General features: G+C 53.2%; 12 protein-coding genes. 9 read left to right on the top strand and 3 right to left on the bottom strand.

Translation table 11 applies throughout. The annotated features are described in order from the left end of the window. Positions 1-42: 42 nt before the first annotated feature. Both envZ and ompR read right to left on the bottom strand, forming a co-directional pair. Positions 43-1395, bottom strand: coding sequence for a two-component system sensor histidine kinase EnvZ (gene envZ, locus HGD79_RS17595; protein ID WP_001253696.1), 1353 nt, complete (start codon positions 1393-1395; stop codon positions 43-45). Further along, on the bottom strand, positions 1392-2111 hold the full coding sequence (gene ompR, locus HGD79_RS17590) for a two-component system response regulator OmpR (RefSeq protein WP_001157751.1): 720 nt from the start codon (positions 2109-2111) through the stop codon (positions 1392-1394). Before ompR ends, envZ begins: the two co-directional genes overlap by 4 nt. Before the next feature lie 227 nt (positions 2112-2338). Here ompR and greB point away from each other — a divergent pair, with 227 nt between their 5' ends. The 6 genes from greB (at position 2339) to rpnA (ending at position 9553) form a co-directional block, all read left to right on the top strand. Further along, positions 2339-2815 (top strand): transcription elongation factor GreB, encoded by a 477-nt coding sequence (gene greB / locus HGD79_RS17585; protein ID WP_000856744.1) that lies wholly within the window; start codon positions 2339-2341, stop codon positions 2813-2815. Positions 2816-2911: 96 nt separating this feature from the next. Further along, positions 2912-5233 carry a Tex family protein gene (locus HGD79_RS17580; protein WP_000980706.1) on the top strand — a complete coding sequence of 774 codons (2322 nt, stop codon included), beginning with the start codon at positions 2912-2914 and terminating at the stop codon, positions 5231-5233. Positions 5234-5670: 437 nt separating this feature from the next. Next, the gene (gene feoA, locus HGD79_RS17575) at positions 5671-5898 is read left to right on the top strand and encodes a ferrous iron transporter A (protein WP_001200452.1); all 228 of its coding nucleotides are present in this window, start codon (positions 5671-5673) and stop codon (positions 5896-5898) included. Positions 5899-5914: 16 nt separating this feature from the next. Further along, positions 5915-8236: a Fe(2+) transporter permease subunit FeoB gene (gene feoB / locus HGD79_RS17570; RefSeq protein WP_000737014.1), complete on the top strand. Its 2322-nt coding sequence runs from the start codon at positions 5915-5917 to the stop codon at positions 8234-8236. Next, positions 8236-8472 (top strand): [Fe-S]-dependent transcriptional repressor FeoC, encoded by a 237-nt coding sequence (feoC, locus tag HGD79_RS17565; RefSeq protein ID WP_000157586.1) that lies wholly within the window; start codon positions 8236-8238, stop codon positions 8470-8472. The genes feoB and feoC overlap by 1 nt, the downstream gene beginning before the upstream one ends. A 202-nt stretch (positions 8473-8674) precedes the next feature. After that, positions 8675-9553: a recombination-promoting nuclease RpnA gene (gene rpnA / locus HGD79_RS17560; protein ID WP_000039069.1), complete on the top strand. Its 879-nt coding sequence runs from the start codon at positions 8675-8677 to the stop codon at positions 9551-9553. Between the two features lie 28 nt (positions 9554-9581). Here rpnA and bioH read toward each other — a convergent pair whose 3' ends face one another. Next, a complete protein-coding gene (gene bioH, locus HGD79_RS17555) occupies positions 9582-10352 on the bottom strand; it encodes a pimeloyl-ACP methyl ester esterase BioH (RefSeq protein WP_001060069.1) in 771 nt (256 codons plus the stop codon). Positions 10353-10389: 37 nt separating this feature from the next. Here bioH and gntX point away from each other — a divergent pair, with 37 nt between their 5' ends. The 3 genes from gntX (at position 10390) to gntT (ending at position 13384) form a co-directional block, all read left to right on the top strand. After that, positions 10390-11073 (top strand): DNA utilization protein GntX, encoded by a 684-nt coding sequence (gntX, locus tag HGD79_RS17550; protein ID WP_001298725.1) that lies wholly within the window; start codon positions 10390-10392, stop codon positions 11071-11073. Between the two features lie 58 nt (positions 11074-11131). After that, positions 11132-11707, top strand: a complete 576-nt coding sequence (gene nfuA, locus HGD79_RS17545) for a Fe-S biogenesis protein NfuA (protein WP_000619389.1) — start codon at positions 11132-11134, stop codon at positions 11705-11707. Positions 11708-12067: 360 nt separating this feature from the next. Then, positions 12068-13384, top strand: a complete 1317-nt coding sequence (gntT, locus tag HGD79_RS17540; protein ID WP_001131758.1) for a gluconate transporter — start codon at positions 12068-12070, stop codon at positions 13382-13384. Positions 13385-13404: the final 20 nt, after the last annotated feature.

The following is a 13404-nucleotide window of genomic DNA, read 5'->3' as shown; positions in this document are numbered from 1 at the left end:
TTATAGAAAGCAAAACGGGAGGCACCTTCGCCTCCCGTTTATTTACCCTTCTTTTGTCGTGCCCTGCGCCCGCGTTACCGGCACTGGCAGCCAGGCGCGAATGGAAAGCCCGCCCCGCTCGCTGGTGCCAAGCTCCAGCATCCCGTTATGGTTATCCACGATACGCTGCACAATTGCCAGCCCTAATCCCGTGCCGCTAATGGTGCGCGCACTGTCGCCGCGGACAAACGGCTGGAACAGGTGCTTACGTTGTTCCGGCGCAATTCCCGGACCGTCATCTTCCACCTGGAACCAGGCGCGATTCGGCTCCGTTCCGCTGCTGACTTTGATCCAGCCATTGCCATAACGGGCGGCGTTGACCACCATATTCGCCACCGCGCGTTTGATCGACAGCGGGTGCATTTTCACTTCAATGCTGCCGGGGTAAAGCGCGGTTTCAATTTCCCGCTCATAGCCACTTTCGGCAGCAATCACCTCACCGAGTACTGCATTAAGATCCGCCATTTCCATCGGCATCTCCTGCCCGGTGCGCAGGTAGTCGATAAACTGCTCAATGATGGCGTTGCACTCTTCGATATCTTTATTGATCGATTCTGCCAGATAGCCATCCTGCTCGCTCATCATCTCAGTCGCCAGGCGAATACGCGTCAGCGGCGTGCGCAAGTCGTGACTTACCCCCGCCATCAGCAGCGTGCGGTCATCCGCCAGTTGCTTAACACCAGCCGCCATATGGTTAAAGGCACGGGTAACGGAACGCACCTCCGAAGCGCCATATTCACGCAGCGGCGGCGGAATAATCCCTTTACCAACCTGCAAGGCTGCGTGTTCGAGATCGACCAACGGTCGGTTCTGGATACGAATAAACAGCCACGCCCCGCCTATCGCCAATAGCATAATCGCCAGCGTATAGCGGAACAGCGGAGAGAAATCGCCCTGATGAATTTCGGTCAGCGGCACGCGTACCCAGATATTGGGCGACAGCCAGGTTTTCAGCCAGACGACAGGCGAACTTTTGTTGACCTCAACGCGCACTTCCGTCGGGCCGCCCAGTTGCTGTGCCATCTGATGGCTTAAGAATTCATAGTGTTGCGCCCAACGCAGACCTGCCTCTTCGGCAGCCTCGTTGGAGTAGAGAGAGATCCCCAGCTCACGGTAGATCTCCCGACGGAAAGCGGGAGGCACAACCAACTGCGTGCCGTCCTCCAGTTGCAGTTTGTCGGTCATCAACATACGCACTTCGTACGCGAGGACTTTATTAAACTGCTGGAGGCTCGGCAAAATCGCGAAGTTCAGCACCACCAGATAAGTCGTCACCAGGCTGGCGAACAGCAAGGTGACGATGAGCAATAACGTACGGGCAAATGAACTTCGTGGCGAGAAGCGCAATCGCCTCATGCTTTAGAGCCGTCCGGTACAAAGACGTAGCCCAGGCCCCAAACGGTCTGAATGTAACGCGGATGCGCTGGATCTTCTTCTACCATGCGGCGCAGACGCGAAATCTGCACGTCGATGGAGCGTTCCATTGCGGAATATTCACGACCACGGGCAAGGTTCATCAGCTTATCGCGGGAGAGCGGCTCACGCGGATGGCTGACCAGTGCCTTCAGTACCGCAAACTCACCGCTGGTGAGCGGCATCGGCTCATCTTCGCGGAACATTTCGCGCGTACCGAGGTTAAGTTTGAACTTACCGAAAGCAATTACCGCCTCTTCCTGTGACGGTGCGCCTGGCAGTTCGTTCGCCTGACGACGCAGCACCGCACGAATACGGGCCAGCAGTTCACGCGGGTTAAACGGTTTTGGAATGTAGTCGTCAGCGCCAATCTCCAGGCCTACGATACGGTCCACTTCTTCCCCTTTCGCCGTCACCATAATGATCGGCATCGGGTTGCTCTGACTACGAAGACGTCGGCAAATCGACAAGCCATCTTCACCAGGTAACATTAAATCCAGTACCATAAGATGGAAAGATTCACGAGTCAGCAGGCGATCCATCTGTTCTGCATTAGCGACGCTTCGAACCTGGAAGCCTTGTTCGGTGAGATAACGTTCCAGCAGCGCACGCAGGCGCATGTCGTCATCGACCACCAGAATCTTGTAGTTCTCTTGCATTGTTTGTACTCCCAAAGGTTCGCAACAATTTGTAAGCGTGTATTCTTAAAAAAGCTCACGTTCGTCACCAGCTAAATCTGGTATGAATTTCAGCCTAAATTGTTACAAAGCATATTAAACAGCAGCTTAAGTATACAATTTATTCGGCGAAACATTATTGATTCTGTTGATATGATCACGTTATACCCAATGTGCGCATTATCAAACAGACAAAGGGAATCAACGAGATGAAAACGCCCCTGGTTACCCGGGAAGGGTATGAAAAACTCAAACAAGAGCTTAATTATCTCTGGCGTGAAGAACGCCCGGAGGTCACAAAAAAGGTGACCTGGGCCGCAAGTCTGGGCGACCGCAGCGAAAATGCTGACTATCAGTATAATAAAAAGCGTCTGCGTGAAATCGACCGTCGCGTGCGCTATCTCACTAAATGCATGGAAAATCTCAAAATCGTCGATTACTCCCCTCAGCAGGAAGGCAAAGTCTTTTTTGGCGCGTGGGTGGAGATTGAAAACGACGATGGCGTGACTCACCGTTTCCGTATTGTCGGCTACGATGAAATTTTTGGCCGTAAAGATTACATCTCTATCGATTCCCCGATGGCCCGCGCATTGCTGAAAAAAGAAGTCGGCGATCTGGCGGTGGTGAATACCCCTGCCGGGGAAGCGAGCTGGTATGTTAATGCTATCGAGTACGTGAAACCGTAAGGAAGAGTCTTAACCTCCTGCCGATGGCTGGCATTTTTGCCAGCCAGTCCGTATAACTATCCCCTGATTTTTGATCCGAAAAGATGAACTCAAACCATGATGAATGATTCGTTCTGCCGCATTATTGCGGGTGAAATTCAGGCGCGCCCGGAACAGGTTGACGCTGCCGTTCGCCTGCTTGACGAAGGGAATACCGTGCCGTTTATCGCACGTTATCGTAAGGAAATCACCGGCGGTCTGGATGACACGCAGCTGCGTAATCTGGAAACGCGTCTGAGCTATCTGCGCGAGCTGGAAGAGAGACGTCAGGCGATCCTCAAATCCATTTCCGAGCAAGGCAAACTCACCGATGATCTGGCGAAGGCCATCAACGCCACCCTAAGCAAAACCGAACTCGAAGACCTCTACCTGCCCTACAAACCTAAACGCCGCACCCGCGGGCAAATCGCCATTGAAGCAGGGCTTGAGCCGTTGGCTGACCTGCTGTGGAGCGATCCGTCACACACGCCAGAAGTCGCCGCTGCACAATATGTTGATGCCGATAAAGGCGTGGCAGATACCAAAGCCGCGCTGGATGGCGCGCGCTATATCCTGATGGAACGGTTTGCCGAAGATGCCGCGCTGCTGGCGAAAGTGCGTGATTATCTGTGGAAGAACGCGCATTTGGTTTCTACGGTGGTGAGCGGTAAAGAAGAGGAAGGGGCGAAATTCCGCGACTATTTCGATCATCACGAACCGTTGTCCACGGTGCCTTCTCACCGCGCGCTGGCGATGTTCCGTGGGCGTAACGAAGGCGTACTCCAGCTTTCGCTGAATGCCGATCCGCAGTTCGATGAGCCGCCCAAAGAGAGCTATTGCGAGCAAATCATCATGGATCACCTTGGCCTGCGCCTGAACAATGCCCCGGCGGATAGCTGGCGCAAAGGCGTAGTGAGCTGGACCTGGCGCATCAAGGTGCTGATGCATCTGGAAACCGAACTGATGGGTACCGTGCGCGAACGCGCGGAAGATGAAGCAATCAACGTCTTTGCCCGTAACCTGCACGATCTGCTGATGGCGGCCCCTGCCGGACTGCGTGCAACGATGGGCCTCGATCCGGGTCTGCGTACTGGGGTAAAAGTGGCGGTGGTCGATGCCACTGGCAAACTGGTGGCGACCGATACCATTTACCCGCACACCGGACAAGCCGCAAAAGCAGCGATGACCGTTGCTGCCTTGTGTGAAAAACATAACGTTGAACTGGTGGCGATCGGCAACGGTACAGCTTCCCGCGAAACTGAACGTTTCTATCTCGACGTGCAGAAGCAGTTCCCGAAAGTGACCGCACAGAAAGTGATCGTCAGCGAAGCTGGCGCGTCGGTTTACTCAGCTTCCGAGCTGGCAGCGCAGGAGTTCCCGGATCTCGACGTTTCGCTGCGTGGTGCGGTATCTATCGCCCGCCGTTTGCAGGATCCGCTGGCGGAGCTGGTGAAAATCGATCCGAAATCTATCGGCGTAGGTCAGTATCAGCATGACGTCAGCCAGACGCAACTGGCCCGCAAACTGGACGCAGTAGTAGAAGACTGCGTAAACGCCGTTGGCGTCGATCTCAACACTGCTTCTGTTCCGCTGTTAACCCGCGTGGCGGGCCTGACGCGCATGATGGCGCAAAACATCGTGGCCTGGCGCGATGAGAACGGTCAGTTCCAGAACCGTCAGCAACTGCTGAAAGTGAGCCGTCTGGGGCCGAAAGCCTTCGAGCAGTGCGCGGGCTTCTTGCGCATTAACCATGGTGATAACCCGCTGGACGCGTCTACCGTCCACCCGGAAGCCTATCCGGTGGTGGAACGCATTCTGGCAGCAACACAGCAGGCACTGAAAGATCTGATGGGTAACAGCAGCGAACTGCGTAACCTGAAAGCGTCTGACTTTACTGATGAAAAATTCGGTGTGCCGACAGTAACTGACATCATCAAAGAGCTGGAAAAACCGGGTCGCGATCCGCGTCCGGAATTTAAAACCGCTCAGTTTGCCGATGGCGTCGAGACAATGAACGACCTGCAACCGGGTATGATCCTCGAAGGTGCGGTGACCAACGTCACCAACTTTGGCGCGTTTGTCGATATCGGCGTGCATCAGGACGGCCTGGTTCACATCTCTTCATTGTCGAACAAGTTTGTAGAAGATCCGCATACCGTGGTGAAAGCGGGCGACATTGTGAAGGTGAAAGTGCTGGAAGTGGATCTTCAGCGTAAACGTATCGCCCTGACCATGCGTCTGGACGAGCAGCCTGGCGAAACCAACGCCCGTCGCGGCGGCGGTAATGAACGCCCGCAAAACAACCGCCCGGCAGCCAAACCGCGCGGACGTGAAGCGCAGCCTGCCGGTAACAGCGCGATGATGGACGCGCTGGCGGCAGCAATGGGCAAAAAACGTTAAACGCCCTGATTGACCCCTAAACCTGCGCGATAAGGTGTCCACGCCGCATCTGGCAACGAACGCCTTGTCTGACATAAAAGTGCCGGAGAATATCTCCGGCATTTTTATTCCACAGCCAAACTCACAATATATTCCGGCAACATTTATCACTTCATTAACAACTGAAACCTTAATTAAACATTAGCCAGTCCTGGTAATTCGCTATTCGAATTATATTTTCGCTGCGATATAACCTTGAGCCACATCAACATTGAGTCAGATTATTATTCAAACCAACATTCGCACACATTTTAAGTATTGCTGATAGAAACCATTCTCATTATCATTGTGCTGTTGATTATTTAATCTCTCCTTCGTTGGCAAATCATCTGGTCTCATGTCGCTGTCAAACGCCCCATGAGGTAGTTATCCAGTTAATGAGAAACAAGTAGGCACCTATGCAATACACTCCAGATACTGCGTGGAAAATCACTGGCTTTTCCCATGAAATCAGCCCGGCATATCGCCAAAAACTGCTTTCTCTTGGCATGTTACCTGGCTCCTCTTTTAATGTGGTGCGCGTCGCTCCACTCGGCGACCCCATTCATATCGAAACCCGTCGTGTGAGCCTGGTATTACGCAAAAAAGATCTGGCCTTATTAGAAGTGGAAGCGGTTTCCTGTTAATACGGTGATAACAACAATGAAAAAATTAACCATAGGCTTAATTGGTAATCCAAATTCTGGCAAGACAACCTTATTTAACCAGCTCACTGGCGCACGTCAGCGTGTAGGTAACTGGGCTGGCGTTACCGTCGAACGTAAAGAAGGGCAATTCTCCACCACCGATCATCAGGTCACGCTGGTGGACCTGCCCGGCACCTATTCTCTGACCACCATCTCATCGCAGACCTCGCTCGATGAGCAAATCGCCTGTCACTACATTTTGAGTGGCGACGCCGACCTGCTGATTAACGTGGTGGATGCGTCTAACCTTGAGCGTAACCTGTACCTGACGCTACAACTGCTGGAACTCGGCATTCCCTGCATCGTGGCACTGAACATGCTCGACATTGCCGAGAAGCAAAATATTCGTATTGAAATTGATGCTCTGTCGGCGCGTCTTGGCTGCCCAGTGATCCCGCTGGTTTCAACCCGTGGTCGCGGTATTGAAGCGCTCAAGCTGGCGATTGATCGCTATAAAGCTAACGAGAATGTGGAACTGGTGCATTACGCACAGCCGCTACTCAACGAAGCAGATTCACTGGCAAAAGTGATGCCTTCCGACATCCCGCTGAAACAACGTCGCTGGCTGGGCCTGCAAATGCTGGAAGGCGATATCTACAGCCGCGCCTACGCCGGTGAAGCGTCGCAGCATCTGGATGCCGCCCTCGCCCGTCTGCGTAATGAGATGGACGATCCGGCGCTGCACATTGCCGATGCGCGTTACCAGTGCATTGCTGCCATCTGTGATGTGGTAAGCAACACCCTGACGGCAGAACCCAGCCGTTTCACCACTGCGGTAGATAAAATCGTGCTCAACCGTTTCCTCGGTCTGCCGATTTTCCTCTTTGTGATGTACCTGATGTTCCTGCTGGCTATCAACATCGGCGGGGCGTTACAGCCGCTGTTTGACGTCGGCTCCGTGGCGCTATTTGTGCATGGTATTCAATGGATTGGCTACACGCTCCACTTCCCGGACTGGCTGACTATCTTCCTCGCCCAGGGCCTGGGTGGCGGCATTAACACCGTGCTGCCACTGGTGCCGCAGATTGGCATGATGTACCTGTTCCTCTCCTTCCTTGAGGACTCCGGGTATATGGCGCGTGCGGCGTTTGTGATGGACCGTCTGATGCAGGCGCTGGGCTTGCCGGGGAAATCCTTTGTGCCGCTGATCGTCGGTTTCGGTTGTAACGTACCGTCGGTAATGGGTGCACGTACGCTTGATGCACCGCGTGAACGTCTGATGACCATCATGATGGCACCGTTTATGTCCTGCGGCGCGCGTCTGGCTATCTTCGCAGTATTCGCGGCTGCCTTCTTCGGGCAGAACGGTGCGCTGGCGGTCTTCTCGCTGTATATGCTGGGTATTGTGATGGCGGTGCTGACTGGCCTGATGCTCAAGTACACCATCATGCGCGGTGAAGCGACGCCGTTTGTCATGGAGTTGCCGGTCTATCATGTACCACACGTTAAAAGCCTGATTATCCAGACCTGGCAGCGTCTGAAAGGCTTCGTTCTGCGTGCTGGTAAAGTGATCATCATCGTCAGCATTTTCCTGAGCGCTTTCAACAGCTTCTCGCTGAGCGGGAAAATCGTCGATAACATCAACGACTCGGCGCTGGCGTCCGTCAGCCGGGTGATCACCCCGGTCTTCAAGCCAATTGGCGTGCATGAAGATAACTGGCAGGCAACGGTTGGCCTGTTTACAGGTGCCATGGCGAAAGAAGTGGTAGTGGGTACGCTCAACACCCTCTACACCGCAGAAAATATTCAGGACGAAGAGTTCAATCCGGCAGAATTTAACCTCGGTGAAGAGCTGTTCAGTGCGGTAGATGAAACCTGGCAGAGCCTGAAAGACACCTTCAGCCTTAGCGTACTGATGAACCCCATTGAAGCTAGCAAAGGCGACGGCGAAATGGGTACCGGGGCGATGGGCGTGATGGATCAGAAATTCGGTAGCGCAGCTGCCGCATACAGCTACCTGATTTTCGTCCTGCTGTATGTACCGTGTATCTCGGTGATGGGGGCTATCGCCCGTGAATCAAGCCGTGGCTGGATGGGCTTCTCCATCCTGTGGGGGCTGAATATCGCTTACTCACTGGCAACATTGTTCTATCAGGTCGCCAGCTACAGTCAGCATCCAACTTACAGCCTGGTGTGCATTCTGGCGGTTATCCTGTTTAACATCGTGGTTATCGGTCTGCTGCGCCGCGCGCGTAGCCGGGTGGATATCGAACTGCTGGCAACCCGCAAGTCGGTAAGCAGTTGCTGCGCAGCCAGCACCACCGGTGATTGCCATTAATGGCTTCACTTATTCAGGTGCGCGATTTGCTGGCGTTACGGGGCCGTATGGAAGCGGCCCAGATAAGCCAGACATTGAACACTCCACAGCCAATGATTAACGCCATGCTGCAACAACTGGAAAGTATGGGCAAAGCCGTGCGGATTCAGGAAGAACCTGACGGCTGCCTCTCTGGCAGTTGTAAAAGCTGCCCGGAAGGAAAAGCCTGTCTGCGCGAGTGGTGGGCGCTGCGTTAACCTTACTCCATCGCCTGTTTTGGAAAGCCCGGTATGCGTCTGCATCCGGGCTTTTTTGCGTGCGGCTTTCCATAAAAATGCAACTCTTGCAGCACGGCGTAAGTTCCTTTGAAAGCATCTCGCAGGGATGAAAACTCGCTAATACACAGGAGTGAAGTGGCGCGTAGAGTCGCGGCATTCAAACAACAGGTGAAGGAACGCCATGAGCAAAAAGCAGAGTTCCACCCCACACGATGCGCTGTTCAAACTCTTTTTACGCCAACCGGACACGGCTCGTGATTTTCTTGCGTTTCATTTACCGGCACCCATTCACGCGCTTTGTGATATGAAAACCCTCAAGCTGGAGTCGAGCAGCTTTATTGATGACGATCTGCGTGAAAGCTATTCCGATGTGCTGTGGTCGGTGAAAACGGAACAAGGACCAGGATACATCTATTGTCTGATTGAACATCAAAGCACCTCAAACAAACTGATCGCATTTCGCATGATGCGTTACGCTATTGCCGCAATGCAAAATCACCTTGATGCCGGATACAAAACGTTGCCGATGGTGGTGCCATTGTTGTTTTACCACGGTATTGAAAGCCCCTATCCCTATTCGCTGTGTTGGCTGGATTGTTTCGCCGATCCCAAACTGGCAAGGCAGCTTTATGCCTCCGCATTTCCGCTGATTGATGTCACCGTCATGCCTGATGATGAAATCATGCAGCACCGACGTATGGCGCTGCTGGAGTTAATTCAAAAACATATTCGTCAACGCGACCTGATGGGGCAGGTAGAGCAAATGGCCTGCTTATTAAGTAGTGGATACGCTAATGACAGACAAATCAAAGGGCTGTTTAATTACATACTGCAAACCGGCGACGCGGTACGTTTTAACGATTTTATCGACGGCGTTGCCGAACGTTCACCGAAACACAAGGAGAGTTTAATGACAATTGCGGAAAGATTGCGGCAGGAGGGGGAACAATCCAAAGCCCTGCATATAGCCAAAATAATGCTTGAATCCGGAGTCCCTCTTACAGACATCATGCGCTTTACCGGGGTGTCAGAAGAAGAGTTGGCTGCGGCGAGCCAGTAAATTTCTGTCTCGCCATTTCAAAAGTTGCCTACACCCTCTGCTTCAACGCCACCAGCAGGTGACAAAACTCGACCGGATGCGAAATAAACGGCGCATGGGCCGCTTTGGCGAAGATATATGATTCGCTGTGAGGCCAAAGTTTATCCAGCATCGGCACCACTTTGCGCGGCACCAGACCGTCGAGATAGCCATACAATCGCAAAAACGGCATGGGCACGTTTTGCAGCGGCTGACGGAGATCGACCGTTTTCAGGATTTCCAGCCCGCCATTAAGCACGTCAACCTCCGGCATCGGTAACGCCAGAACGGTTTTCTTCAACGCCCGCGCATCCTGGCGCGCCGTTTCAGTCCCCATGGTTTGTAACGCCAGGAACCGCTCCACTGTACGCTGAAAATCATCACTGAGTTGCTGCTGAAATCCCGCCAGCACGTCCGGTTTTATCCCCGGCCACTCGTCACGAGCACTAAAACAAGGTGACGACGCCACGGTGACCAGCGCCTGAACACGCTCGGGATGGGTTAACGCAATCTGGCTTGCCACCAGCCCGCCCAGACTCCAGCCTAACCAAATGGCTTTATCAGGTGCCTGTTGCAGCACGGCTTCGGCCATATCAGCAAGTGACAGCGCACCAAATCCCCGGCTACGCCCGAAGCCGGGCAGGTCAACAAGGTGCAGCGTAAAATGCGAGCTAAGTTCCTCGTCAATGCAACGCCACACTTCGGCATTCAGTCCCCATCCGTGCAGCAGCACAAGATGAACATTCCCCTGACCTTTGGTCTGCCACCAGATGTTATTCATCCGCTATTGTTCTCTTTTGACTTACAAGGATGAACATATGCTAACAGTACCGGGATTATGCTGGCTATGCCGAATGCCACTGGCGTTAGGTCATTGGGGGATTTGTTCGGTCTGCTCACGCGCTGCCCGTACAGATAAAACGTTATGCCCACAATGTGGATTACCCGCCACACACTCACATCTTCCCTGCGGTCGCTGCCTGCAAAAACCACCGCCCTGGCAAAGACTGGTCACGGTTGCCGACTATGCGCCGCCGTTAAGTCCGCTTATCCACCAGCTTAAATTTTCCCGGCGCAGTGAAATCGCCAGCGCCCTGTCACGTCTGTTACTATTGGAAGTCTTACACGCTCGTCGCACCACCGGGTTGCAATTGCCGGATCGCATCATCAGCGTTCCGTTATGGCAGCGGCGTCACTGGCGTCGGGGATTTAATCAGAGCGATTTGCTGTGTCAGCCGTTATCACGCTGGTTGCACTGCCGATGGGATAGCAAAGCCGTCACACGAACACGGGCCACTGCGACCCAGCATTTTCTCAGTGCCCGGCTACGCAAGCGCAACCTGAAAAATGCCTTTCGTCTTGAATTGCCCGTGCAAGGTCGCCATATGGTGATTGTGGATGATGTCGTTACCACCGGAAGTACCGTCGCAGAGATTGCGCAGTTGCTTTTACGCAATGGTGCGGCGACTGTCCAGGTCTGGTGCCTTTGTCGAACCTTGTAGAGCCTCGATGATGGGCGTATTATAACCAACTAAAATAGTCAACTATTAGGCCATTACTATGATCCGTATTTCCGATGCTGCACAAGCGCACTTTGCCAAACTGCTGGCAAATCAGGAAGAAGGGACACAAATCCGCGTATTTGTGATTAACCCTGGCACGCCTAACGCTGAATGTGGTGTTTCTTATTGTCCGCCGGATGCCGTGGAAGCCACCGACACTGCCCTGAAATTTGACCTGCTGACCGCGTATGTTGATGAGTTAAGCGCACCATACCTGGAAGATGCAGAGATCGACTTTGTTACCGACCAGTTGGGTTCTCAGTTAACGCTGAAAGCCCCGAACGCCAAAATGCGTAAAGTGGCAGACGATGCACCGCTGATGGAGCGCGTGGAGTATATGCTGCAGTCGCAGATCAACCCACAGCTTGCTGGTCACGGTGGTCGCGTTTCGCTGATGGAAATCACCGAAGACGGTTACGCCATTCTGCAATTTGGCGGCGGCTGTAACGGTTGTTCCATGGTCGATGTGACGCTGAAAGAAGGGATCGAGAAGCAGCTGCTGAACGAATTCCCGGAGCTGAAAGGTGTGCGCGATCTCACCGAACACCAGCGCGGCGAACACTCCTACTACTAAGTTATCCCCTCTTTTGTAGATTGCCCGATGCGACGCTAAAGCGTCATTTCGGGCCTACGTTGAACATGTGCCAGACGTTGGCACAGCATTGCTTTGGCAAATCCCTCCCTTCGTTTCCCCGCGATAATATGACCAACCTCTCATAATTTAAATTTACCCCGCTCTGGTGATTCTCAAACGCCAGATGTTACCCGTATCATTAACATGGGTACCAAACATACTCCTGACATCTGACTACAATAATTAGTTTTAGTGGGTATCAGTCGTGGTGCCGCAATATCTCTGTTCCCGATTGGGATAATTAGAGTTTGTCGTCAGAAAATTGACGTTACCCATAACAAATGAAAGGCCAGGTAAATCATGCCATTAGTCATTGTTGCTATCGGTGTAATCTTGTTGTTGCTCCTGATGATCCGCTTCAAAATGAACGGCTTCATCGCTCTCGTCCTCGTGGCGCTTGCTGTTGGATTAATGCAAGGAATGCCGCTGGATAAAGTTATTGGCTCCATCAAAGCCGGTGTCGGCGGGACGCTCGGTAGCCTTGCCCTGATCATGGGTTTTGGCGCAATGCTGGGCAAAATGCTGGCAGACTGCGGTGGCGCACAACGTATCGCCACCACGCTGATTGCCAAATTTGGTAAAAAACACATCCAGTGGGCGGTGGTACTGACCGGTTTTACCGTTGGTTTTGCCCTGTTCTATGAAGTGGGCTTTGTGCTGATGCTGCCGCTGGTGTTTACCATCGCGGCTTCTGCGAATATTCCACTGTTGTATGTTGGTGTACCAATGGCAGCTGCACTGTCTGTGACCCACGGCTTCCTGCCACCGCATCCGGGTCCGACTGCGATTGCCACCATTTTCAATGCCGATATGGGTAAAACCCTGCTGTACGGTACTATTCTGGCAATCCCGACCGTGATTCTCGCCGGTCCGGTTTACGCTCGCGTGTTGAAAGGTATCGATAAGCCAATTCCGGAAGGTCTCTACAGCGCGAAAACCTTCAGCGAAGAAGAGATGCCGAGCTTTGGCGTCAGCGTCTGGACCTCTCTGGTGCCGGTAGTACTGATGGCGATGCGTGCGATTGCCGAAATGATCCTGCCGAAAGGTCACGCTTTCCTGCCGGTAGCGGAGTTCCTCGGTGACCCGGTAATGGCTACGCTGATTGCCGTGCTGATTGCCATGTTCACCTTTGGTCTGAACCGTGGTCGTTCAATGGATCAGATTAACGACACGCTGGTTTCTTCCATCAAAATCATTGCGATGATGCTGTTGATCATCGGTGGTGGCGGTGCGTTCAAGCAGGTGCTGGTAGACAGCGGCGTGGACAAATACATTGCTTCCATGATGCACGAAACCAACATTTCTCCGCTGCTGATGGCCTGGTCGATTGCTGCCGTACTGCGTATCGCGCTGGGTTCCGCAACCGTTGCGGCAATCACTGCGGGTGGTATCGCGGCACCGCTGATTGCAACGACGGGTGTTAGCCCGGAGCTGATGGTTATTGCGGTGGGTTCCGGTAGTGTGATTTTCTCTCATGTGAACGATCCGGGCTTCTGGCTGTTCAAAGAGTACTTTAACCTGACTATCGGCGAGACCATCAAATCCTGGTCGATGCTGGAAACCATTATCTCGGTGTGCGGTCTGGTAGGCTGTCTGCTGCTGAATATGGTGATTTGATAACACTGACTGCCGGATGC

Origin of the sequence: Escherichia sp. SCLE84, assembly GCF_012584495.1 — a bacterium.
Classification (GTDB): domain Bacteria; phylum Pseudomonadota; class Gammaproteobacteria; order Enterobacterales; family Enterobacteriaceae; genus ECMA0423.
The sequence above is the reverse complement of the archived record's forward strand: the minus strand, read 5'-3'. Positions and strand labels throughout refer to the sequence as shown.